Origin of the sequence: Streptomyces sp. NBC_01474 (genome assembly GCF_035918215.1) — a bacterium.
Lineage (GTDB): Bacteria > Actinomycetota > Actinomycetes > Streptomycetales > Streptomycetaceae > Streptomyces > Streptomyces aureus.
Window position 1 is genome coordinate 8109996 of sequence record NZ_CP109449.1, and the last position, 20822, is coordinate 8130817.

The following is a 20822-nucleotide window of genomic DNA, read 5'->3' on the forward strand; positions in this document are numbered from 1 at the left end:
CACGTGAGGAAGCTGAGAATCAGCGGACCCTGACGTTCCCCCACGGTGTGAGGTATGGCACGATGCTGGCCACCCCCACCGGCACAGCCCTCACAGGAGACACTCCTAGTGCAGCACCCCGCCGTCCCGGAACTGGCGCACACCACCACCAGCCCCATCCACTGGCTCGCGACCGCCGCGGCCGTATCGGCCGTCGTCGCGGTCTCCTCCTTCCTGCAGCCCGGCGCGGCCACCGCGGCCCAGCCGGGAACACCGCCCGGCGCCACCAGAACCGCGGCCGCACCGCCCGACGCGGCCGCCGTCCACTTCCCGCTCGAGTGCGGCCCCGCCAAGATCCTCGTGGTGAAGAAGGCCACCGGGGACCTCGACGGTGACGGCAGGCCGGAAACCGTCGCCGTGGTCCGCTGCGACGCCGGCTCCGGCACCCCGCCGAACGGCGTCTACGTCCTCACCCAGCCCCACGAGGCCCACGCCAAGCCGCGCATCGTCGCCACCCTCGTCGACCCGAAGGACCGGCTCACGGCCGACGACGTGGCGGTACGCGACCGGGCCGTCACCGCGACGCTCCTCGGCTACTCCAGCTCCGCCGTCCCCAGTTGCTGCCCCGACACCCAGGACAAGGCCAAGTGGCAGTGGAAGGGCGACGCGTTCGTGCGCTCCACTCCCGCGGAGGCACGCAGCGTCTGAAGCGCGGCATACGAAAAGGGGCCCTGCCCGCCGGGAACGGCGGCACGGGCCCCTTTCGTTGGCCTTCACCCACGTTGAGTGACGCGCGGGAACTCCGCGGTCACTCCGCGTCAGGGCCGTAGACCTCCACCCTGTCCGAAACGCGACGTACATGAATACAGTCGCCCGGGCACTCCTTCGCGGAGTCCACGACATCGTTCAGCAGCGGCAGCGGCACCGGGGTGGTGGCCCCCTGCGCCTGCAACAGCTCGTCCTCCGCGCCCTTCACATAAGCCAGTCCGTCGATGTCCAGCTCAAAGACCTCCGGCGCGTACTGCACGCAGATCCCGTCGCCGGTGCAGAGGTCCTGGTCGATCCACACCTCAAGGGCGACACCGCTGTCGATGCCGGATCCGGCCTCCTGCTGCACGCTCATATCTCCTGCCGCTTCCTGCCTCGAACCACCCCGGGTACCAGCAAGTCGGGCCAGCTCCGACGGGTGTTGAACGCTTCGACCCTACAACCGGCCGCTTTCCGATGTTGTTGGGTGGGTATTCCCCTGGCGTGAGGGAGAGCGCAAGGGTGAAGATCGGACACACCCCCTTCGTCTTTGTGATCTAGGGGTTTCAATCGACACCCACCCAGGTAGGGTCTGGAAGCGTCCAGCTCCCCTTGGAGGAGGTGAGGACCGTGGCAGCCCACGACGACGACATGAACCGCGGCATCCGCCCGGGAAGAGGGTCCGACGACCCCGCCGGTCAGATTGCCTATCTTGAGCAGGAGATCGCCGTCCTGCGACGCAAGCTCGCCGACTCTCCGCGCCATACGAGGATTCTCGAAGAGCGGATCGTCGAACTGCAGACCAACCTGGCCGGCGTGTCCGCACAGAACGAGCGGCTCGCCAACACGCTCAGGGAGGCCCGCGACCAGATCGTGGCCCTCAAGGAGGAAGTCGACCGGCTCGCGCAGCCGCCGGCCGGCTTCGGAGTCTTCCTCATGGCGAACGAGGACGGTACCGCCGACATCTTCACCGGCGGCCGCAAGCTCCGGGTGAACGTCAGCCCCAGCGTGGAGCTCGAAGAGCTCAGGCGCGGCCAGGAACTGATGCTCAACGAAGCGCTCAACGTGGTCGAGGCCATGGAGTACGAGAGCGTCGGCGACATCGTCACCCTCAAGGAGATCCTCGAGGACGGCGAGCGCGCCCTGGTGGTGGGGCACACCGATGAAGAACGGGTGGTCCGGCTCGCCGAACCGCTCCTCGACATCACCATCCGCCCGGGCGACGCCCTCCTGCTCGAACCCCGTTCCGGCTATGTCTACGAAGTCGTACCCAAGAGCGAAGTCGAAGAGCTCGTCCTCGAAGAGGTCCCGGACATCGGCTACGAGCAGATCGGCGGTCTGGGCAACCAGATCGAGCTGATCCGCGACGCGGTCGAGCTCCCCTACCTCTACCCGGACCTGTTCAAGGAGCACGAGCTGCGGCCGCCCAAGGGCGTCCTGCTCTACGGGCCTCCCGGCTGCGGCAAGACCCTGATCGCCAAGGCAGTGGCCAACTCCCTTGCCAAGAAGGTCGCGGAAGTGACCGGACAGGCCACGGGCAAGAGCTTCTTCCTCAACATCAAGGGTCCGGAGCTGCTCAACAAGTACGTCGGCGAGACCGAGCGGCAGATCCGCCTCGTCTTCCAGCGTGCGCGCGAGAAGGCCAGTGAGGGCACGCCCGTCATCGTCTTCTTCGACGAGATGGAGTCCCTCTTCCGCACCCGCGGATCCGGCGTCAGCTCGGACGTGGAGAACACCATCGTCCCCCAGCTGCTCGCCGAGATCGACGGTGTGGAGGGCCTGGAGAACGTGGTCGTGATCGGTGCCTCCAACCGTGAGGACATGATCGACCCCGCGATCCTGCGGCCCGGACGACTCGACGTGAAGATCAAGATCGAGCGCCCGGACGCCGAAGCGGCCAAGGACATCTTCGCCAAGTACCTGACCGCCCGCCTCCCGCTGCACTCCGACGACCTCGGGGAGCACGGCGGCGACCGCGCCAGTACGGTCCACGGGATGATCCAGACCGCCGTGGAGCAGATGTACGCGGAAAGCGAGGAGAACCGCTTCCTCGAGGTCACGTACGCCAACGGTGACAAGGAAGTCCTGTACTTCAAGGACTTCAACTCGGGCGCCATGATCGAGAACATCGTCGGACGTGCCAAGAAGGCCGCCATCAAGGCCTTCCTCGAGCACAACCAGAAGGGCCTCAGGGTCTCCCACCTCCTCCAGGCTTGTGTGGACGAGTTCAAGGAGAACGAGGACCTGCCGAACACCACCAACCCGGACGACTGGGCTCGCATCTCCGGTAAGAAGGGCGAACGGATCGTTTACATCCGTACGCTCGTCACCGGAAAGCAGGGCGCGGACACCGGACGCTCCATCGACACGGTGGCGAACACCGGGCAGTACCTGTAAAAGGCAGGGCGGCTGCGGGTGCCTCTACCGGGTACCCGCAGCCGACTGTTTTCCAGGCAACAATTCCGGCCGACTTTCCGGTTTCCCGGCAACGGCCGGCTCGCAGGCTCAGCAACAGCAATGACGGTAATGATCTCCCCACCAGCGCATAGGCGTTCTAGGCTCTTCGGTACCGCCGAGTCGCGCAGCGCGGGGACGGGCACCGCACGCGCACCGGAGAACCAGCGGTACTTGAGCGCCGCCCCCGAACGGGGGCGCCGCCGGGCAAGGAGGGCCGCATGACCGTACGGCGAGTAATGGGCATCGAGACGGAGTACGGGATCTCCGTCCCCGGCCACCCCAACGCCAATGCCATGCTCACCTCGTCCCAGATCGTCAACGCCTACGCGGCGGCGATGCACCGGGCGCGCCGCGCCCGCTGGGACTTCGAGGAGGAGAATCCGCTGCGGGACGCGCGAGGCTTCGACCTCGCCCGGGAGGTCGCCGACTCCAGCCAGCTCACCGACGAGGACATCGGCCTGGCCAACGTCATCCTCACCAACGGTGCCCGCCTGTACGTCGACCACGCACACCCCGAATACAGCGCCCCCGAGGTCACCAATCCGCGGGACGCCGTCCTGTGGGACAAGGCCGGCGAGCGCATCATGGCCGAGGCCGCCGAGCGCGCCGCCCAGCTCCCCGGGGCCCAGCCGATCCACCTCTACAAGAACAACACCGACAACAAGGGTGCCTCCTACGGCACGCACGAGAACTACCTGATGAAGCGGGAGACCCCCTTCTCGGACATCGTGCGCCACCTGACGCCCTTCTTCGTCTCCCGCCAGGTCGTCACCGGCGCCGGCCGCGTCGGCATCGGCCAGGACGGCCATGAGCACGGCTTCCAGCTCAGCCAGCGCGCGGACTACTTCGAGGTCGAGGTCGGCCTCGAGACGACCCTCAAGCGCCCCATCATCAACACCAGGGACGAGCCGCACGCGGACGCGGAGAAGTACCGTCGCCTGCACGTGATCATCGGCGACGCGAACCTCTCCGAGATCTCGACCTATCTCAAGCTGGGCACGACGGCCCTGGTCCTCTCCATGATCGAGGACGGGTTCATCGCTGTCGACCTGGCCGTCGACCAGCCCGTGCGCACCCTCCACCAGGTCTCCCACGATCCCGGCCTGCAACACCTGGTCACACTCCGCAGCGGCCGCACGCTCACCGCGGTGCAGCTCCAGATGGAGTACTTCGAGCTCGCCAGGAAGTACGTCGAGGAGCGCTACGGGGCGGACGCAGACGAGCAGACCAAGGACGTCCTGACCCGCTGGGAGGACGTGCTCGGCCGTCTGGAGAGCGATCCGATGAGCCTGGCCGGAGAACTCGACTGGGTCGCGAAGCGGCAGCTCATGGAGGGCTACCGCCGCCGCGACAACCTCGACTGGGACGCCGCGCGGCTCCACCTCGTCGACCTCCAGTACGCCGACGTGAGGGCCGAGAAGGGCCTGTACAACCGTCTCGTGGCCCGCGGCAGGATGAAGCGGCTCCTGGACGAGTCGGAGGTCGAGAGGGCCCGTACGAAGCCTCCGGAGGACACCAGGGCGTACTTCCGCGGGCGCTGCCTGGAGCAGTACGCGGACGACGTCGCCGCGGCCTCCTGGGACTCGGTGATCTTCGATCTGCCCGGCCGTGACTCTCTGCAGCGGGTCCCAACCCTCGAACCCCTTCGCGGAACGCGTAATCACGTGAAGGAGCTGCTCGACCGGTGCCGCACGGCCGAAGATCTGGTCCGGGTGCTGTCCGGAGGCTGAAAAGCCGGCGGCAGGGGAATCACAGAGGTGGGCCTCGCACGTTGGACGAAGTGCGGGGCCGATGTCGGACCCGGCTTGTAGGGTCTGATCAAGAACGTCGAACCGAGCGGGGTGAGGTAGATGGCGACCAAGGACACCGGCGGCGGACAGCAGAAGGCGACGCGTTCCACCGAGGAGGTCGAGGAGCAGGCGCAGGACGCGCAGGCTTCCGAGGACCTCAAGGAACGCCAGGAGAAGCTGAGCGACGACGTGGACTCCGTGCTGGACGAGATCGACGACGTCCTCGAGGAGAACGCCGAGGACTTCGTGCGGAGCTTCGTTCAAAAGGGCGGCGAGTAGCTCGTTCCACCTTTGAACTGAAGGTGGCGTGGCCGGGGTGCGGGGGGCGGGCAGGTCGTCGACCGAAGCCGTCCCAAGCACCCGGCCACGGATGTGGATCACCGCCGTTCCGCGGGTAGGGTCCCTGACGTACTGTGCTTCAACTGCAATTCGGCCATCGGCAAGTTGGGACATTCGTCCCGACGTCATCCGTCGCGCCGCCGCCTACGTGGAAGGAATCGCGTGGAAGCCAACACTCGTAGCACCGGGCGTCTACCAGCAGCCTTCCTGACGCCTGGATCCTCGTCCTTCGTGGACTTCCTGTCCGTGCATCAGCCGGAAATCCTGCCCGGGAACCGCGCGTTGCCGGTGAAGGGCGCGATCGAGGCGCCGCACGGCACGACGATCGTGTCCGTCACGTTCCCCGGCGGTGTCGTCCTCGCCGGTGACCGCCGGGCCACGATGGGCAACATGATCGCTCAGCGCGACATCGAGAAGGTCTTTCCGGCGGACGAGTACTCGGCGGTGGGTATCGCCGGTACGGCCGGTCTGGCCGTGGAGATGGTGAAGCTCTTCCAGCTGGAGCTGGAGCACTTCGAGAAGGTGGAAGGCGCCCAGCTGTCGCTGGAGGGCAAGGCGAACCGGCTCTCGACCATGATCCGGTCGAACCTCGGCATGGCCATGCAGGGCCTGGCCGTGGTGCCGCTGTTCGCGGGGTACGACGTGGACCGCGGCAAGGGCCGCATCTTCTCGTACGACGTCACGGGCGGGCGCAGCGAGGAGCACGGGTACGCGGCGACCGGATCCGGGTCGATCTTCGCGCGTGGGGCGATGAAGAAGCTCTTCCGCGACGATCTGACGGAGGCGGAGGCCACGACGCTCGTCGTGCAGGCCCTGTACGACGCGGCGGACGACGACTCGGCGACCGGTGGCCCCGACGTGGCGCGTCGGATCTACCCGATCGTCACCGTGATCACGGACGACGGGTTCCGCAGGCTCACCGACGAGGAGGGGGCGCAGATCGCTCGCTCCATCCTCGAGCGCCGGCTCGAGCAGCCCGACGGCCCGCGGGCCGCGCTTCTCTGACCGGTACGCATCCGTCATGCCCGAAGCGCCATTCGCCCGAGACTTGAGTCACTGAGTCACTGACAGAAAGGGACGGACAGCCGGTGTCGACGCCGTTCTATGTCTCACCCCAGCAGGCCATGGCCGACCGGGCGGAGTACGCCCGCAAGGGCATCGCCCGCGGTCGCAGCCTGGTTGTGCTGCAGTATGCCGATGGCATCGTGTTCGTCGGCGAGAACCCGTCCCGCGCGCTGCACAAGTTCAGCGAGATCTACGACCGGATCGGCTTCGCCGCCGCCGGCAAGTACAACGAGTACGAGAACCTGCGGATCGGCGGTGTGCGCTACGCCGACCTGCGCGGTTACACCTACGACCGTGACGATGTGACGGCGCGTGGCCTGGCGAACGTGTACGCGCAGACGCTGGGCACGATCTTCTCGAGCGCGGCCGAGAAGCCGTACGAGGTGGAGCTGGTGGTCGCGGAGGTCGGCGAGACCCCTGATGGTGACCAGATCTACCGCCTTCCGCACGACGGCTCGATCGTCGACGAGCACGGCTCGGTCGCGGTCGGGGGAAACGCGGAGCAGATCAGCACCTATCTGGATCAGCGTCACCGTGACGGAATGACCCTGGCGGAGGCCCTGAAGCTGGCGGTGCAGGCGCTGTCGCGGGACACCAACGGCAGTGAGCGGGAGATCCCCGCGGAGCGGCTGGAGGTGGCGGTCCTCGACCGCACGCGCCCGCAGCAGCGGAAGTTCAAGCGCATCGTGGGGCCGCAGCTGTCGCGGCTGCTCGAGGCCGGTGCGGCGACGTCCGCCGAGCCGGTGGAGAGCAGTGACGAGGAGTCCGACGACGAGGAGTGAGCAGGGTTTCCTGCGGAGGTGTCCGGCGCCCCGACCGTGAAGCGGTCGGGGCGCCGTTCGTCGTGTCAGCCCGCGGGCGCGGCCGTGGAGCCGCGGATGACCAACTCGACGGGGAGCGCGCCGGTTTCCGGGGTGCGGCCGTCCAGGACGGCGAGGAGCGCGGCCATGCCCCGCTCGCCGAAGAGCTCCGCGGGCAGCCGGACGGTGGTGAGTTCGGGCTCGACGGCGGTGGCGAGCGAGAGGTCGTCGAAGCCGGTGACGGAGAGGTCGTCGGGGATGCGCAGGCCCAGTCTGCGGGCGGCCTTGTAGGCGCCGGTGGCGAGTTTGTCGTCGTCGCAGACGATCGCGGTGGGGCGGGGTCCCGGGGCGGTGAGCGCGTCCTGAGCGGCTGTGCGGGCGGCCTCGACCGTCAGGGGTGAGCGCACGGTGCTCACGTGGGTTTCGGGGACGCGGGCCGTGCGGTCGGCGAGCTCGTGGGCGCGTACGTCGAAGGTCCAGGAGGGCACGGCCGAGGCGAGGTGGAGGAACCGGCGGTGGCCGAGGGCGAGCAGATGGTCCGTCACCTGGCGCATCCCGTCGGCGATGTCGAGGTTGACGGTGGCCGCGCCGCCGGTGCCCGCCGTGTCGTCGGGGTCGCTGTCGAGCATGACGAGGGGGAGTCCGCCGCCGCGGATGGCGGTGACGGCGTCGGAGGCCATGGAGGAGGCGAGCACGCCGTCGAGGGCCGCGCGTGCGGAGTCGAAGGGATCGCGAGCGGGACCGATGCCTTCGGGGGAGGGGTAGAGCACGACGCCGAAGCCGTGCTCCGCGGCCACGCGGGCGGCGCCGGTGTAGACGCCGGCGAAGAACTCGTTGGTGAGGGCGGGGACCACGAGGAGGGCCGTGCGGGTGCGGCCGAGGCGCAGGTTGCGGGCGGCGAGGTTGGGGCGGTAGCCGAGGTCGCGGGCGGCGGCGCGGACGCGTTCTGCGGTGGCTTCGGCGACACGGCCGCGCCATTTGTCGCCGAGTACGAGGGAGACGGCGGCCTGGGAGACTCCGGCGGCGCGGGCGACGTCGCGGCTGGTGGGACGCGCGGGGGCCGTCTCGTCTGACCCGGTCGTCACTCATGCCTCCGTGGGGTGTGCGGCGGGGCCTTCGGGTGGACCCGTGGCCTGCGGACATGGTACGTATGACCCTCGAAGTTATACGTAAAACCTAGGGCGCCTCGGGGCGGCGAGAGGGCGGGCGATGGCCGCGGGATATGCGGAGATCCTCAAGGCGCGGCACGCGGCGCGGCTGCTGGCGGGCACCCTGGTCGGGCGGCTGCCGAACGCGACGGCCGCCATCGCGATCGTGCTGTTCGTGCGCGCCGAGGGCGGCACGTACAGCCTGGCCGGGGCGCTCGCCGCGGTGTACGGCGTCTCCAACGCGGTGGGGCAGCCGTTGCTCGGCCGGCTCGTGGACCTGCGGGGACAGCCGCGAGTGCAGCTCCCGGCAGCGCTGGCGTCGGCGCTGGCCATGACCGTCTTCGCCTTCGCCGGGACCGGGTCGCCGGCGCTCGCGTACATCGCCGTGGGCGCGGCCGGCTTGTTCACACCGCCCCTCGAGGGCGGGCTGCGCGCGCTGTGGCCGAACGTGCTGCCGCGCGAGGACCAGGTGCACACCGCGTACGCCATGGACGCGGTGGCGCAGGAAGTCATGTTCACCGTCGGTCCGTTGCTCGTCACCGTGTGCGTTTCGCTGTGGTCGGCGCAGGCCGCGCTCATCGTTGTGAACGTCGTCGGCGTGCTCGGCGCGCTGTCGGTGGTGGTCTCACAGCCGTCGCGCGCGTGGCGCTCGGCGCCGCGTGAGGCGCACTGGCTGGGCGCCCTGCGCTCGCCCGGACTCCTCGCGCTCCTCGGGGCGTTCCTGTTCATCGGGACGGCGCTGGGCTCGATCACGGTGGCGGGCGTCTCGTACGCGGACGGACACGGCGGCGACGTGACGTACGGCTGGCTGATGGCGGCGCTCGGGCTCGGCGCGCTGGCGGGCGGCTCGGTCTACGGGGCGCGGCAGTGGGCCGGCGTGCCCGAGCGGCGGCTGCGGTGGCTGGTGGCCCTGCTGGCCCTCTTCTACGTGCCGTTGGTACTGATGCCGGGCGTCGTGGCCATGACGGCCCTGACGGCGCTCGCGGGGGTGTTCCTCGCCCCGTCGATCGCGTGCGCGTTCATCATCGTCGACCGTCACGCGCCGCGGGGCACGGTGACGGAGGCGTTCTCATGGCTCGTGACGACGTTCACGGTGGGTACGTCGATCGGAACCGCCGCGGCCGGACCGGTCGTCGAGTGGGGCGGCACGGTGTGGGGCTTCGCCGTTCCCGGAGCCGCGGGCGTGGCCGCGCTGCTCGTGCTCCTCGCCACCGGACGGGTCCTCGCAGCTCCCCGTAGCGCCGGGCGTGTCGCGGGCTCATCGGAAAATGATCGAAACGGTGCTGTCGAACCCGGTTTCAGCACAGGGCATCAGGCGTAATGTTCACTCATGGACCGCCGCATTTTCGGGCTGGAGAACGAGTACGGCGTCACATGTACGTTTAGGGGACAGCGCCGCCTGTCTCCTGACGAGGTGGCGCGGTACCTCTTCCGCCGTGTCGTGTCATGGGGCCGCAGCAGCAATGTCTTTCTGCGGAACGGCGCCCGCCTCTATCTCGATGTCGGGTCACATCCGGAATATGCAACTCCCGAATGTGACAACGTGACCGAGTTGGTCACGCACGACAAAGCGGGCGAGCGCATTCTGGAAGGCCTGCTCGTCGACGCCGAACGCCGCCTGCACGAGGAGGGAATCGCGGGCGACGTCTATCTCTTCAAGAACAACACCGACTCGGCGGGAAACTCCTACGGCTGCCACGAGAACTATCTGGTGGCCCGTCACGGGGAGTTCTCGCGACTCGCGGACATCCTCATTCCGTTCCTGGTCACACGGCAACTGCTGTGTGGCGCGGGCAAGGTGCTGCAGACTCCGCGCGGCGCCGTGTACTGCGTGAGCCAGCGTGCCGAGCACATCTGGGAGGGCGTGTCCTCCGCGACCACGCGTTCCCGTCCCATCATCAACACCCGCGACGAACCGCACGCGGACGCCGAGCGCTACCGGCGCCTGCACGTCATCGTCGGCGACTCGAACATGTCCGAGACGACGATGCTCCTCAAGGTGGGCGCCACCGACCTCGTGCTCCGCATGATCGAGGCCGGCACGGTCATGCGTGACCTCACACTGGAGAACCCGATCCGGGCCATCCGCGAGGTCAGTCACGACATCACCGGTCGGCGCAAGGTGCGTCTGGCCAGCGGCCGCGAGGCATCCGCCCTCGAGGTGCAGCGCGAGTACTACGAGAAGGCCGTGGACTTCTGCGAGCGCCGCGGGATCCGCACCGGCACCGTCGAGCAGGTCCTCGAACTGTGGGGCCGCGTTCTCGACTCGATCGAGGCCGAGGACCTCGACCGGATCGGCACCGAGATCGACTGGGTGATGAAGTACAAGCTCATCGAGCGGTACCGGGCCAAGCACAACATGACCATGTCCCATCCGCGGGTCGCGCAGATAGACCTCGCGTATCACGACATCCATCGCCGCAGGGGCCTCTACTACCTCCTGGAGAGGAAGGGACAGGCGGCCCGCATCTGCAACGACCTCAAGATCTTCGAGGGCAAGTCGGTGCCGCCGCAGACCACGCGCGCGCGGCTGCGGGGCGACTTCATCCGCAGGGCCCAGGAACAGCGCCGTGACTTCACGGTCGACTGGGTGCACCTGAAGCTGAACGACCAGGCGCAGCGGACCGTGCTGTGCAAGGACCCCTTCCGGTCGGTGGACGACCGGGTGGAGAAGCTGATCGCCGGAATGTAGGACGACCGGCTCTGTCGGCCCGGGGCCCCGTACGTGATCTGCGGACGGGGCCCTTTTGGTGCGTGTGCGGTACCCCGGGTATGTGACGTGAGGGCCTACAGTGGCTGGACCGTACTCACGTAACCCGCAACCTGAGGATCACTGTGCGACGCCGACTTGCTGCTCTGCTCATCGTCCCGGCTCTGGCGCTGACCGCGACGGCGTGCGGGGGTGATGACAACAAGAAGAGCGACACGGACAAGGCGGATTCGGCGTCCTCCTCGCCCAAGGCCGAGGCGGCCGCGCCCAAGCCCGTCGACTCGGCTTCGCCCATGCCGGAGATCAGCGGCGCTCTCGGCAAGCAGGCGAAGATCACCGTGCCGAAGGCCGAGCCGAGCGGCAAGTTCGTCGTGCACACGCTGTCGCAGGGTGACGGCGCCGTGGTCAAGAAGGACGACCTGGTGTCGATGAACTTCACCGGCAAGGTCTGGAAGAGCGGCAAGGACCTCGGCAGCTCCTACCAGCAGGGCGGCAGCCCGCAGATGATCACCGCGGGCTCGAAGTCCGTCATCCCGGCGTTCGCGGACGCCCTGGTCGGCCAGAAGGAGGGCAGCCGCGTCCTCGTCGTGGCGCCGCCCGCCGCCGGCTTCGGCAGCCAGGGCAACCAGCAGGCGGGCGTCACCGGCACCGACACGCTGGTCTTCGCGATCGACGTCGGCAAGGTCACCCCGAAGATGGCGACGGGCACGCAGGCGCCCATCCCGTCGAACCTGCCGCAGATCAAGGCCGACAAGCCGGAGCCCGCGACGATCTCCGTGCCGAAGAACGACCCGCCGAAGAAGCTGGTCGACCAGGTCCTGATCCAGGGCAAGGGCGCCGAGGTCAAGAGCGGCAAGACGGTCACCATGCAGTACAGCGGCGCCGCCTGGAAGATCAACGAGGGCAAGCCGAAGGCCACGCTCTTCGACTCCTCGTGGAACGCCGGCCAGCCCTTCACCACGGTCATCGGCAAGGGCCAGGTCATCCCGGGCTGGGACAAGGGTCTCGTCGGCAAGCACGTGGGCGACCGCGTCCTGCTGGTGATCCCGGCCGACCAGGCGTACGGGAAGCAGGCCAAGGGCGACACGCTCCCGGCCAACTCGACGCTCGTGTTCGTCGTCGACATCCTGGCCACGTCCTGACCCTGCGGGATGCAAGACTGTCCGGGTTGCCCAACCGTTTATCAGCAGGAGCAAGAGACGTGAGCATCGAGAAGCCCGAGATCGACTTCCCCGAGGGCCAGCCGCCGGCTGACCTGGAGATCAAGGAGATCTGGGAGGGCGACGGCGCCGTCGCCAAGCCCGGCGACTACGTCAAGGTCCACTACGTGGGCGTGGCCTTCTCCACCGGCGAGGAGTTCGACGCCTCCTGGAACCGCGGCAACCCGCTGGAGTTCCAGCTCGGTGCCGGCCAGGTCATCACCGGCTGGGACAAGGGCATCCAGGGCATGAAGGTCGGCGGCCGCCGCCGGCTGACCATCCCCGCCCACCTCGCCTACGGCGAGCGTGGAGCCGGCGGCGGCGTGATCGCCCCCGGCGAGACGCTGATCTTCGTCTGCGACCTGATCGGCGTCTGATCGTCAGCGACGCGGTCGCTGTCTGATCAGGTTGTGACCGCAAGCGGTCAAACCCTGGGCCCATGCCTCCTGGCATGGGCCCAGCCCGTCTCCCTCCACCGCCCTCCACCGAATCCCTTTGGGATGCACCCCTTGTCCTCGGCTTTTGCCACGACACCCCGGAGCGGTACGGTCGACTTTCGGATGGGGGAGAGCCAGGGGGCTCTCGAAGAGAGGACGTAGGGCGTCGATGGCCATTGCGAAGGCCGAGCGGCTGATGAATCTGGCGCTGTGTCTGCTCGGGACGGGACGCCCGCTCAGCAAGCGTGAGCTGCGCGGTTCCATCGAGGCCTACATGGAAGCCAACTCCGACGACAGCTTCAACCGGATGTTCGAGCGTGACAAGGACGACCTGCGGGAGCTCGGTCTGGTCATCGCGACCGTGGAGAGCCTCGACGGGGAGATCGGCTATCTCGCCCGCCGCGACAGCAACCGGCTGCCGCCCGTCACCCTCGACGCCGAGGAGGCCGCCGCGCTGGGCCTCGCCGCGAAGGTCTGGCAGCAGGCCCGCCTCGCCGGCGCCGCCAGTGGAGCCCTGCAGAAGCTGCGGGCCGCCGGACTCCCCGAGGACGTCGACCCGTACGGGGCGCACTCGGCCCTCGAACCCCGTATCCCCGCGCACGAGGCGTCCTTCGAACCTCTGATGCTGGCCTGCCGCGACCGGCGACCCGTCGTCTTCGACTACCGCAAGGCCACCGCCGCGCGGCCCGAGCAGCGGCATGTCGAGCCGTGGGCGCTGGAGTGCTGGCGCGGCCACTGGTACCTCGCCGGCTGGGACCGCGACCGCGGCGCCGAACGCGTCTTCCGGCTCTCCCGCATCACCGGCAAGGTCCGCTCCCGGGCCGGCCGCTTCACCGCCGACGTGCCCGACGTCGTGACCGTCCGCGAGACCGTCGCGAGCTGGGCCGGCGAGACCGCCGACCGCACGGCCCTCATCAGGCTGCGCACCGGCTCCGGCTATCCCCTGCGCGCCAAGGCCTCCGCCGTACGCGACCTCGGCGATGGCTGGGACGAGCTGGAGATCCCTTACGGGCACGGGCTCGACGCCTGGCTGGTCGAGTTCGGGCCCGACGTGGTCGTGCTCGAACCCGCCGAGCTGCGGGCCGAGGTCGTCGACCGGCTGCGTGCCGTGGCCAAGGGCTGAGGGGAACGAGGACCAATGGCCACGAACGCCATCGACCAGACCCGGCGGATGCTGTCCCTCGTGACGTATCTGCGGGAGCGCCCGGGAGCGCGCGTCGAGGATGTCGCCCGCGCCTTCGGGATCACCGAGGACGAGCTGATCTCGGACCTCGACATCCTGCCGCTGTGCGGGACGAGCTTCCGTGGGGGTGACCTCCTCGACATCGACACGGACGGCGACCGCATCTGGTGGCACAACCCGGACGATGTCGCCGCGCCGCTGCGGCTCGCCGCCGACGAGGCGACGGCGCTGCTCGTCGCCGCCCGCGCCGTGTCCACGCTGCCCGGCCTCAGGGAGAGCGACCGGCTCGCGCTCCTCCGGGCCACCGCGAAGCTGGAGGCCGCGGCCGGCGAGGCGGCCGGCGCGAGCGCCCGGCTCTCGGTGACGTTCGAGTCCGAGGGTGGCGTGTTCGCCGACGTCGACCGGGCGATCTCGGAGCGGCGCCGGCTGTGGATTCGCTACTACTCCCCGGCCCGCGACGAGCTCACCGAGCGGGAGATCGACCCCATTCGCCTGGTGAGCGTCGGCCACACCTATGTGGAGGCCTGGTGCCGGCGCTCCGAGGCGCGGCGCACCTTCCGCCTCGACCGGGTCGCGGAGATCCGGATCCTGGACGAGCCGTCCGCGCCGCCGGAGATCGAACTGCGGGACCTGTCCGAGGGGCTCGTGCAGCCCGCGGCCGAGGACCCCGAGGTCGTGGTCGAGGTCGGTCCCGGCGGACGCTGGGTCGCGGAGTACTACCCGCACGACAGCGCCGAGGAGTTGGCGGACGGCGGCCTGCGGATCACGCTGCGCACGCCGGACCCGTCGTCGCTGCGGCGGCTCGCGCTCCGGCTCGGCCGCGACGGGCGTATCGTCTCGCCGCTCGGGCTCGCCGAGAGTGCTCGGCAGGCTGCCGGGGAGGCGCTGGCCGCGTACGACGGGCAGGGGTAGGGCCGTTGGCCGCGGGCGTGTCTGTGACGACCCTCACGCGCACGGCCGGGGTGAGAAGGGTGGGCGTGCCGTTGACCGCGGTGCGGCCCGGGGGTGCCAGAAGTTCGGGAAACTCTGAAAAGTCTGGGATGGTCGAAATGGGTGGATTGTCCGCGGTGGTGGGTCCGGTGCTTTTCAAAGCCGCCTGCCCCGAATGCCGTGAGCGGTTCGAACTCTCCGCGGGCGCCCTGCGCCTGGCGATCGGCGCCACCCGTCGCACCACGTTCTACTCTTTCACCTGCCCTGAGTGCGGCGTCGCCGTACGCAAGCCGGCCGGGGAGCGCATCATCGAACTCCTCACCGGTGGAGGGGTGAGCACGCTCCGCCTCCACCAGACCGTCTAGGCTCGGCGCATGTTCTGGGCGATGCTGGCGATTGCTGTGGGGTTCGTGGGACTCGCCGTGCTCGGCGTGCTCGCGGTCAAGGTCTTCGTCGAGGCGCAGCGCCTGGGGCGCCAAGTCGCCGACACCACACAGCAGATCAACCGCGCGGCGGAGGACCTGGAGCGGGCGGCGGCCGGCACGGCCCGCACGAGCCGCGAACTTCTCTGATCGCACGACCCGCCGAATGTGACGGGGGAGACATGCTGGTAAGCGCTTTACCTCTGTGCCCTGTCCGGTTGCAGGGACGGGCGGGTACGCTGCGAGGCGCGGCCCGAAGAGCGAGGCGCGGCCCGCAACTGGGAGTACGCAGAGGGATTGCCCCCTGTTCACCCCCACGGGATACGATCGCTGCCAGCACGGTGGTCGGACACCAGTCCGACCTGTACCGGCAGCCCCGCCCCTGCCGCCTCGGTGAGAAGGTAAACGCTTATGTTCGGAAAGATCGGCGCCCCCGAGATCATTCTGATCCTCGTCGTCATCGTCCTGCTGTTCGGCGCGAAGAAGCTTCCCGACATGGCGCGCTCGCTGGGCAAGTCGGCCCGCATCCTCAAGAGCGAGGCCAAGGCGATGAAGTCCGACGGTCAGCAGACCGCGCCCACGGACCCGCCGAAGAACGACGAGCAGGCCCCGGCTCAGCGCACCATCAAGGCCGCCCCCGGCGACGTGACCAACGCGCGCCCGGTCACCGAGCCGACCGACCAGACTTCGCAGCGCTGATTCCGGGCCGCCCCGCGAAGGCGGCCTGTCGCACGAGATGAGGACGTGGGTTGCCCAAGTCTGCCCGCAAGACGGAGAAGGATCCCGAGGGGCGGATGCCGCTCGCGGAACACCTGCGTGAGCTACGCAACCGGCTCGCGAAGGCCCTGTTGGCCATCGTCGTCGTCACGATCGTCGCCGCCTTCTTCTACAAGGACATCATCGAGTTCTTCACCAATCCGGTGCTCGACTCGGTGGGCTGCAAGTCGAGCTTCGCCGAGCTCGCCGCGCAGGCGAACAAGGGACAGCACGACGAGACGTGCGCGCGGATCGTGCTCAACGGTCTGCTGACGCCGTTCACGCTCGCGCTGAAGATCTCGCTGATGGCGGGCGTCGTGCTCGCGTCGCCGGTCTGGCTCTACCAGTTGTGGGGCTTCGTCGCGCCCGGCCTGCACCGGCACGAGAAGAAGTACGCGACCGCTTTCGTCGCCACCGGCTTCCCGCTGTTCCTGTGCGGCGCCTTCTTCGCGTACAAGACCCTCCCCACGATGGCGAGGGTGCTGCTCGACTTCTCGCCGGGCGGTGTCGACAACCAGCTGCCGCTGGACGATCTCCTGGACCTGATCACGCGCATGGTGGTCGTCTTCGGGCTCTCCTTCGAGCTGCCGCTGCTCCTCGTGATGCTCAACCTCACCGGGGTGATCACGGGCAAGCGGATGATCGGCTGGTGGCGCGGCATGATCATGGGCATCACGGTCTTCGCGGCCGTGGCCACGCCCAGCACCGACCCGCTGAGCATGCTGGCGCTCGCCGGACCCATCTGGATCCTGTACTTCGCGGCCGCCGGTTTCTCCCTGCTCAACGACCGTCGCAAGGCCAGGGAGCGCGAGGACCTGGACGACGACGAGGCCTCGGACCTGGACCTCACGCCCGAGCCCGTCTCGGCCAGCCGCGCGCTGCCCGAGCAGGCGAGCTCGGACCTTGACCGGGTCAACGGTTATGACGACGTGACCTGACAGGGCGGCACGATCTTGTAAGGTCCGCCCGTGACCAGCGAGATCACCCTCTTCGTCAATCCCACCGCCGGACGCGGCCGGGGCGCCCAGGCGGCGCAGCCGGCCGCTTCCGCGTTGCGGGCGGCCGGTTTCTCCGTACGTACGGTCGTGGGGGAGGACGCCGACGACGCGCTCACGCGCGCGCGTGCCGCGGTCCACGCCGGCACCGGAGCGCTCATAGCCGTCGGCGGTGACGGCATGGCCAACCTCGCGCTCCAGGCCGTCGCGGGCACCCGCACCCCGCTCGGCGTGATCGCCGTCGGGACAGGAAACGACTTCGCCCGCTCCCTCGGACTGCCCGTGCGGGACCCGGCGGCGGCAGGCGCCCTCGTCGCCGACGCGCTCAAGGGATCGCGGATACGCGAGCTCGACCTGGGTCGGGCCGACGGACACTGGTTCGGCACCGTCCTGGCCTCGGGTTTCGACTCCCGGGTCAACGACCGGGGCAACCGGATGCGCTGGCCCGGCGGCCGCTTCAAGTACGACCTCGCGATCGTCGCCGAACTCGCCGCGTTCAAGCCCGTCCCGTACCGGATCACCCTGGACGACGGCCCCGTGCTGGAGGTCGAGGCCACGCTCGTCGCCGTGGGGAACGGGACGTCGTACGGCGGTGGCATGAAGATCTGTGCGGGCGCCGACATGACGGACGGGCTCTTCGACATCACGGTCGTCGGGGACTGCTCGCGGGCGACGCTGCTCAAGGTCTTCCCGCGCGTCTACAAGGGGACCCACCTCGACCACCCCGTGGTCACCGTCCACCGCGCGAAGAAGGTCGAACTGGCCGCGGAGGAGATCACCGGGTACGCCGACGGGGAGCCGCTCGGAAGCCTGCCCCTCACCGTCGAGTGCGTGCCGCAGGCCGGGCTGATCGTAGGGCCCTGACGCCCGGAGATCGCGGGGCCCCAGGCCTGGAGATCGTGGGGCCTCGGCCCCGGGAATCATGGCGCCCCGAGCCCGGAAGTCATGGCGTCCCGAGCCCGGAAGGGACCGATCACAATAAAGATCGTCCGTTGTCAGTGGTGGCCGGTAGTCTCGAAAGCACGATGACAGAGGACCTCTCACCGGCCGAGCGGTACGCGGCAGCACGTAAGCGCGCTGCCGAGCAGGCCACCGCGCTCGCCGATTTCCGCGAGATGTACGACTTCGGCCTCGACCCCTTCCAGATAGAGGCGTGTCAGGCCCTTGAGACGGGCAAGGGCGTTCTGGTGGCCGCGCCCACCGGCTCCGGCAAGACGATCGTCGGCGAGTTCGCCGTCCACCTGGCCCTCCAGCAGGGCAAGAAGTGCTTCTACACGACACCCATCAAGGCGTTGTCGAACCAGAAGTACGCCGACCTCGCCAAGCGGTACGGCGCGGACAAGGTCGGCCTGCTGACCGGCGACAACAGCGTGAACGCGGACGCTCCGGTGGTCGTCATGACCACCGAGGTCCTGCGGAACATGCTGTACGCGGGCTCGCAGACCCTCCTCGGCCTCGGCTACGTGGTCATGGACGAGGTGCACTACCTCTCCGACCGCTTCCGTGGCGCCGTCTGGGAAGAGGTGATCATCCACCTCCCGGAGTCCGTCACCCTGGTCTCCCTCTCGGCGACCGTGTCGAACGCGGAGGAGTTCGGCGACTGGCTCGACACCGTGCGCGGCGACACCGAGGTGATCGTCTCCGAGCACCGGCCCGTACCCCTGTTCCAGCATGTGCTCGCCGGGCGCCGGATGTACGACCTCTTCGAGGAGGGCGAGGGCCGCAAGAAGGCCGTCAACCCGGACCTGACGCGCATGGCCCGCATGGAGGCCAGCCGCTCGTACAACCCGCGCGACCGCCGCAAGGGCAAGATGGTGCGCGAGGCGGACCGCGAGCGCGAGCGCAGACAGCGCTCCCGGATCTGGACGCCCGGCCGCCCCGAGGTCATCGAGCGCCTCGACAGCGAGGGGCTGCTGCCCGCGATCACGTTCATCTTCAGCCGCGCCGCCTGCGAGGCCGCCGTACAGCAGTGCCTGTACGCGGGCCTGCGGCTCAATGACGACGAGGCCCGCGCCCGCGTCCGCGAGATCGTCGAGGAGCGCACGGCCGCCATCCCCGACGAGGACCTGCACGTCCTCGGGTACTTCGAGTGGCTCGAAGGCCTGGAGCGCGGCATCGCCGCCCACCACGCGGGCATGCTGCCGACGTTCAAGGAGGTCGTCGAGGAGCTGTTCGTCCGCGGTCTCGTGAAGGCCGTCTTCGCGACGGAGACCCTGGCGCTCGGCATCAACATGCCGGCCAGGTCCGTCGTGCTGGAGAAGCTCGTCAAGTGGAACGGCGAGCAGCACGCCGACATCACGCCCGGCGAGTACACCCAGCTCACCGGCCGGGCCGGCCGGCGTGGCATCGACGTCGAGGGCCACGCCGTGGTCCTGTGGCAGCGCGCCTTCAGCCCCGAGCACCTGGCGGGACTCGCGGGCACCCGCACGTACCCGCTGCGCTCCAGCTTCAAGCCGTCGTACAACATGGCGGTGAATCTCGTCGAGCAGTTCGGCCGGCACCGCTCGCGCGAGCTGCTCGAGACGTCCTTCGCGCAGTTCCAGGCCGACAAGTCGGTCGTCGGGATCTCCCGGCAGGTCCAGCGCAACGAGGAGGGCCTGGAGGGCTACAAGGCCTCCATGACCTGCCACTTGGGGGACTTCGAGGAGTACGCGCGGCTGCGCCGCGACCTCAAGGACCGCGAGACGGAGCTCGCCAAGCAGGGCGCGTCCCAGCGGCGCGCCGCTGCGGCCGCCGCTCTGGAGAAGCTCAAGCCGGGCGACGTCATCCACGTCCCCTCCGGCAAGTTCGCCGGGCTCGCGCTCGTTCTCGACCCCGGCATCCCGGCCGGCCGGTCGAACGGACACCGTGGCTTCGAGCAGCACGACGGCCCGCGCCCGCTGGTCCTGACCGCCGAGCGCCAGGTCAAGCGGCTCGCGTCGATCGACTTCCCGGTGCCCGTCGAGGCGCTGGAGCGGATGCGGATCCCCAAGTCGTTCAACGCGCGCTCGCCCCAGTCGCGGCGGGACCTCGCGTCCGCGCTGCGCACCAAGGCCGGCCACATCGTGCCCGACCGGCACCGCAAGGGCCGCGCGGCGGCGGCCGACGACCGTGAGATCACGCGGCTGCGCGCCGAGCTGCGCGCCCACCCCTGTCACGGCTGCGACGAGCGCGAGGACCACGCCCGCTGGGCCGAGCGCTACTACCGGCTGCGGCGCGACACGCAGCAGCTGGAGCGTCGCATCGAGGGCCGGACGAACACGATCGCCCGCACCTTCGACCGCATCGTGGCCCTGCTGACCGAGATGGACTATCTGCGCGGCGACGAGGTCACGCAGAACGGCAAGCGTCTCGCGCGGCTCTACGGCGAGCTCGATCTGCTCGCCAGCGAGTGCCTGCGCGACGGGGTCTGGGAAGGCCTCAGTCCGGCCGAACTGGCCGCGTGTGTCTCGGCGTTGGTGTTCGAGGCCCGTGCCGCCGACGATGCCCTCGCCCCCAAGCTGCCGTCCGGCAAGGCCAAGGCGGCGCTCGGCGAGATGGTCCGCATCTGGGGCCGGCTCGACGCCCTGGAGGAAGAGTTCAAGATCAGCCAGACCGAGGGCGTCGGCCAGCGCGAACCCGATCTGGGCTTCGCCTGGGCCGCGCACCAGTGGGCGTCCGGCAAGGGCCTCGACGAGGTCCTGCGTGAGGCGGACATGCCCGCCGGTGACTTCGTGCGCTGGTGCAAGCAGGTCATCGACGTGCTCGGCCAGATCGCGGCCGCGGCGCCGTCCGTCTCCGGCGCGGGAGACGGGGACACGGTTGCCAAGAACGCCCGCAAGGCCGTGGACGCGTTGCGGCGCGGTGTGGTGGCGTACTCGTCCGTCGGTTAGGACGCGGCCGGTGG

Annotated in this window: 20 protein-coding genes and 1 pseudogene; 19 read left to right on the forward strand and 2 right to left on the reverse strand. The window is 69.3% G+C overall.

Annotation, left to right across the window (positions count from 1 at the left end):
* The first annotated feature begins 108 nt into the window (after positions 1–108).
* Positions 109–687: a hypothetical protein gene (locus tag OG758_RS36970; RefSeq protein WP_326713877.1), complete on the forward strand. Its 579-nt coding sequence runs from the start codon at positions 109–111 to the stop codon at positions 685–687.
* Positions 688–787: 100 nt separating this feature from the next.
* Here the strand turns inward: OG758_RS36970 and OG758_RS36975 are convergent, their stop codons facing one another.
* Positions 788–1102, reverse strand: coding sequence for a ferredoxin (locus tag OG758_RS36975; protein ID WP_227293762.1), 315 nt, complete (start codon positions 1100–1102; stop codon positions 788–790).
* A 254-nt stretch (positions 1103–1356) separates the two neighbouring features.
* Here OG758_RS36975 and arc point away from each other — a divergent pair, with 254 nt between their 5' ends.
* The 6 genes and pseudogenes from arc (at position 1357) to prcA (ending at position 7159) form a co-directional block, all read left to right on the forward strand.
* The gene (gene arc, locus OG758_RS36980; RefSeq protein WP_116503118.1) at positions 1357–3123 is read left to right on the forward strand and encodes a proteasome ATPase; all 1767 of its coding nucleotides are present in this window, start codon (positions 1357–1359) and stop codon (positions 3121–3123) included.
* A 278-nt stretch (positions 3124–3401) separates the two neighbouring features.
* On the forward strand, positions 3402–4913 hold the full coding sequence (dop, locus tag OG758_RS36985) for a depupylase/deamidase Dop (protein WP_341483354.1): 1512 nt from the start codon (positions 3402–3404) through the stop codon (positions 4911–4913).
* A 120-nt stretch (positions 4914–5033) separates the two neighbouring features.
* Positions 5034–5252: a ubiquitin-like protein Pup gene (locus OG758_RS36990; protein ID WP_011027899.1), complete on the forward strand. Its 219-nt coding sequence runs from the start codon at positions 5034–5036 to the stop codon at positions 5250–5252.
* Between the two features lie 75 nt (positions 5253–5327).
* Positions 5328–5523: pseudogene (locus tag OG758_RS36995) on the forward strand (endonuclease domain-containing protein); the annotation flags it as partial.
* Positions 5475–6317, forward strand: a complete 843-nt coding sequence (gene prcB / locus OG758_RS37000) for a proteasome subunit beta (RefSeq protein ID WP_326713878.1) — start codon at positions 5475–5477, stop codon at positions 6315–6317. The pseudogene OG758_RS36995 and the gene prcB, both read left to right, overlap by 49 nt.
* A gap of 83 nt (positions 6318–6400) precedes the next feature.
* On the forward strand, positions 6401–7159 hold the full coding sequence (gene prcA / locus OG758_RS37005) for a proteasome subunit alpha (RefSeq protein ID WP_326713879.1): 759 nt from the start codon (positions 6401–6403) through the stop codon (positions 7157–7159).
* A 65-nt stretch (positions 7160–7224) separates the two neighbouring features.
* Here the strand turns inward: prcA and OG758_RS37010 are convergent, their stop codons facing one another.
* The gene (locus tag OG758_RS37010; protein ID WP_326713880.1) at positions 7225–8262 is read right to left on the reverse strand and encodes a LacI family DNA-binding transcriptional regulator; all 1038 of its coding nucleotides are present in this window, start codon (positions 8260–8262) and stop codon (positions 7225–7227) included.
* Between the two features lie 124 nt (positions 8263–8386).
* Here OG758_RS37010 and OG758_RS37015 point away from each other — a divergent pair, with 124 nt between their 5' ends.
* The 12 genes from OG758_RS37015 to OG758_RS37070 all read left to right on the forward strand — a co-directional run bounded on the left by OG758_RS37015 (position 8387) and on the right by OG758_RS37070 (position 20808).
* A complete protein-coding gene (locus tag OG758_RS37015) occupies positions 8387–9646 on the forward strand; it encodes an MFS transporter (RefSeq protein WP_326713881.1) in 1260 nt (419 codons plus the stop codon).
* 9 nt (positions 9647–9655) lie between these two features.
* Positions 9656–11017, forward strand: a complete 1362-nt coding sequence (pafA, locus tag OG758_RS37020; protein ID WP_030606492.1) for a Pup--protein ligase — start codon at positions 9656–9658, stop codon at positions 11015–11017.
* A 143-nt stretch (positions 11018–11160) separates the two neighbouring features.
* Positions 11161–12177, forward strand: coding sequence for an FKBP-type peptidyl-prolyl cis-trans isomerase (locus tag OG758_RS37025; RefSeq protein WP_326713882.1), 1017 nt, complete (start codon positions 11161–11163; stop codon positions 12175–12177).
* A gap of 59 nt (positions 12178–12236) precedes the next feature.
* On the forward strand, positions 12237–12611 hold the full coding sequence (locus tag OG758_RS37030) for an FKBP-type peptidyl-prolyl cis-trans isomerase (RefSeq protein ID WP_116503132.1): 375 nt from the start codon (positions 12237–12239) through the stop codon (positions 12609–12611).
* Between the two features lie 229 nt (positions 12612–12840).
* Entirely contained in the window at positions 12841–13794 is a 954-nt protein-coding gene (locus OG758_RS37035) for a helix-turn-helix transcriptional regulator (RefSeq protein WP_326713883.1), read from the forward strand.
* 15 nt (positions 13795–13809) lie between these two features.
* Positions 13810–14766 carry a helix-turn-helix transcriptional regulator gene (locus OG758_RS37040; RefSeq protein ID WP_227293754.1) on the forward strand — a complete coding sequence of 319 codons (957 nt, stop codon included), beginning with the start codon at positions 13810–13812 and terminating at the stop codon, positions 14764–14766.
* Between the two features lie 137 nt (positions 14767–14903).
* Positions 14904–15149 carry a hypothetical protein gene (locus OG758_RS37045; protein ID WP_326713884.1) on the forward strand — a complete coding sequence of 82 codons (246 nt, stop codon included), beginning with the start codon at positions 14904–14906 and terminating at the stop codon, positions 15147–15149.
* Between the two features lie 9 nt (positions 15150–15158).
* Positions 15159–15356: a hypothetical protein gene (locus tag OG758_RS37050; RefSeq protein ID WP_116503140.1), complete on the forward strand. Its 198-nt coding sequence runs from the start codon at positions 15159–15161 to the stop codon at positions 15354–15356.
* 261 nt (positions 15357–15617) lie between these two features.
* A complete protein-coding gene (tatA, locus tag OG758_RS37055; RefSeq protein WP_326713885.1) occupies positions 15618–15905 on the forward strand; it encodes a Sec-independent protein translocase subunit TatA in 288 nt (95 codons plus the stop codon).
* Between the two features lie 50 nt (positions 15906–15955).
* Complete coding sequence (gene tatC / locus OG758_RS37060; protein WP_326713886.1) at positions 15956–16900, forward strand: twin-arginine translocase subunit TatC; 945 nt, start codon at positions 15956–15958, stop codon at positions 16898–16900.
* Positions 16901–16930: 30 nt separating this feature from the next.
* The gene (locus OG758_RS37065; protein ID WP_326713887.1) at positions 16931–17821 is read left to right on the forward strand and encodes a diacylglycerol kinase; all 891 of its coding nucleotides are present in this window, start codon (positions 16931–16933) and stop codon (positions 17819–17821) included.
* A gap of 161 nt (positions 17822–17982) precedes the next feature.
* Positions 17983–20808 carry a DEAD/DEAH box helicase gene (locus OG758_RS37070; RefSeq protein WP_326713888.1) on the forward strand — a complete coding sequence of 942 codons (2826 nt, stop codon included), beginning with the start codon at positions 17983–17985 and terminating at the stop codon, positions 20806–20808.
* The last annotated feature ends 14 nt before the right edge of the window (positions 20809–20822 follow it).

What these genes read in the sequence shown, in the direction of transcription:
- OG758_RS36990 (WP_011027899.1), top strand. Translation starts at nt 5,034, where the DNA reads ATGGCGACCAAGGACACCGGCGGCGGACAGCAGAAGGCGACGCGTTCC.
- OG758_RS37070 (WP_326713888.1), top strand. Translation starts at nt 17,983, where the DNA reads ATGACAGAGGACCTCTCACCGGCCGAGCGGTACGCGGCAGCACGTAAG.
- OG758_RS37015 (WP_326713881.1), top strand. Translation starts at nt 8,387, where the DNA reads ATGGCCGCGGGATATGCGGAGATCCTCAAGGCGCGGCACGCGGCGCGG.
- OG758_RS37035 (WP_326713883.1), top strand. Translation starts at nt 12,841, where the DNA reads ATGGCCATTGCGAAGGCCGAGCGGCTGATGAATCTGGCGCTGTGTCTG.
- dop (WP_341483354.1), top strand. Translation starts at nt 3,402, where the DNA reads ATGACCGTACGGCGAGTAATGGGCATCGAGACGGAGTACGGGATCTCC.
- OG758_RS37040 (WP_227293754.1), top strand. Translation starts at nt 13,810, where the DNA reads ATGGCCACGAACGCCATCGACCAGACCCGGCGGATGCTGTCCCTCGTG.
- OG758_RS37045 (WP_326713884.1), top strand. Translation starts at nt 14,904, where the DNA reads ATGGGTGGATTGTCCGCGGTGGTGGGTCCGGTGCTTTTCAAAGCCGCC.
- tatA (WP_326713885.1), top strand. Translation starts at nt 15,618, where the DNA reads ATGTTCGGAAAGATCGGCGCCCCCGAGATCATTCTGATCCTCGTCGTC.
- OG758_RS37050 (WP_116503140.1), top strand. Translation starts at nt 15,159, where the DNA reads ATGTTCTGGGCGATGCTGGCGATTGCTGTGGGGTTCGTGGGACTCGCC.
- pafA (WP_030606492.1), top strand. Translation starts at nt 9,656, where the DNA reads ATGGACCGCCGCATTTTCGGGCTGGAGAACGAGTACGGCGTCACATGT.
- OG758_RS36975 (WP_227293762.1), bottom strand. Translation starts at nt 1,102, where the DNA reads ATGAGCGTGCAGCAGGAGGCCGGATCCGGCATCGACAGCGGTGTCGCC.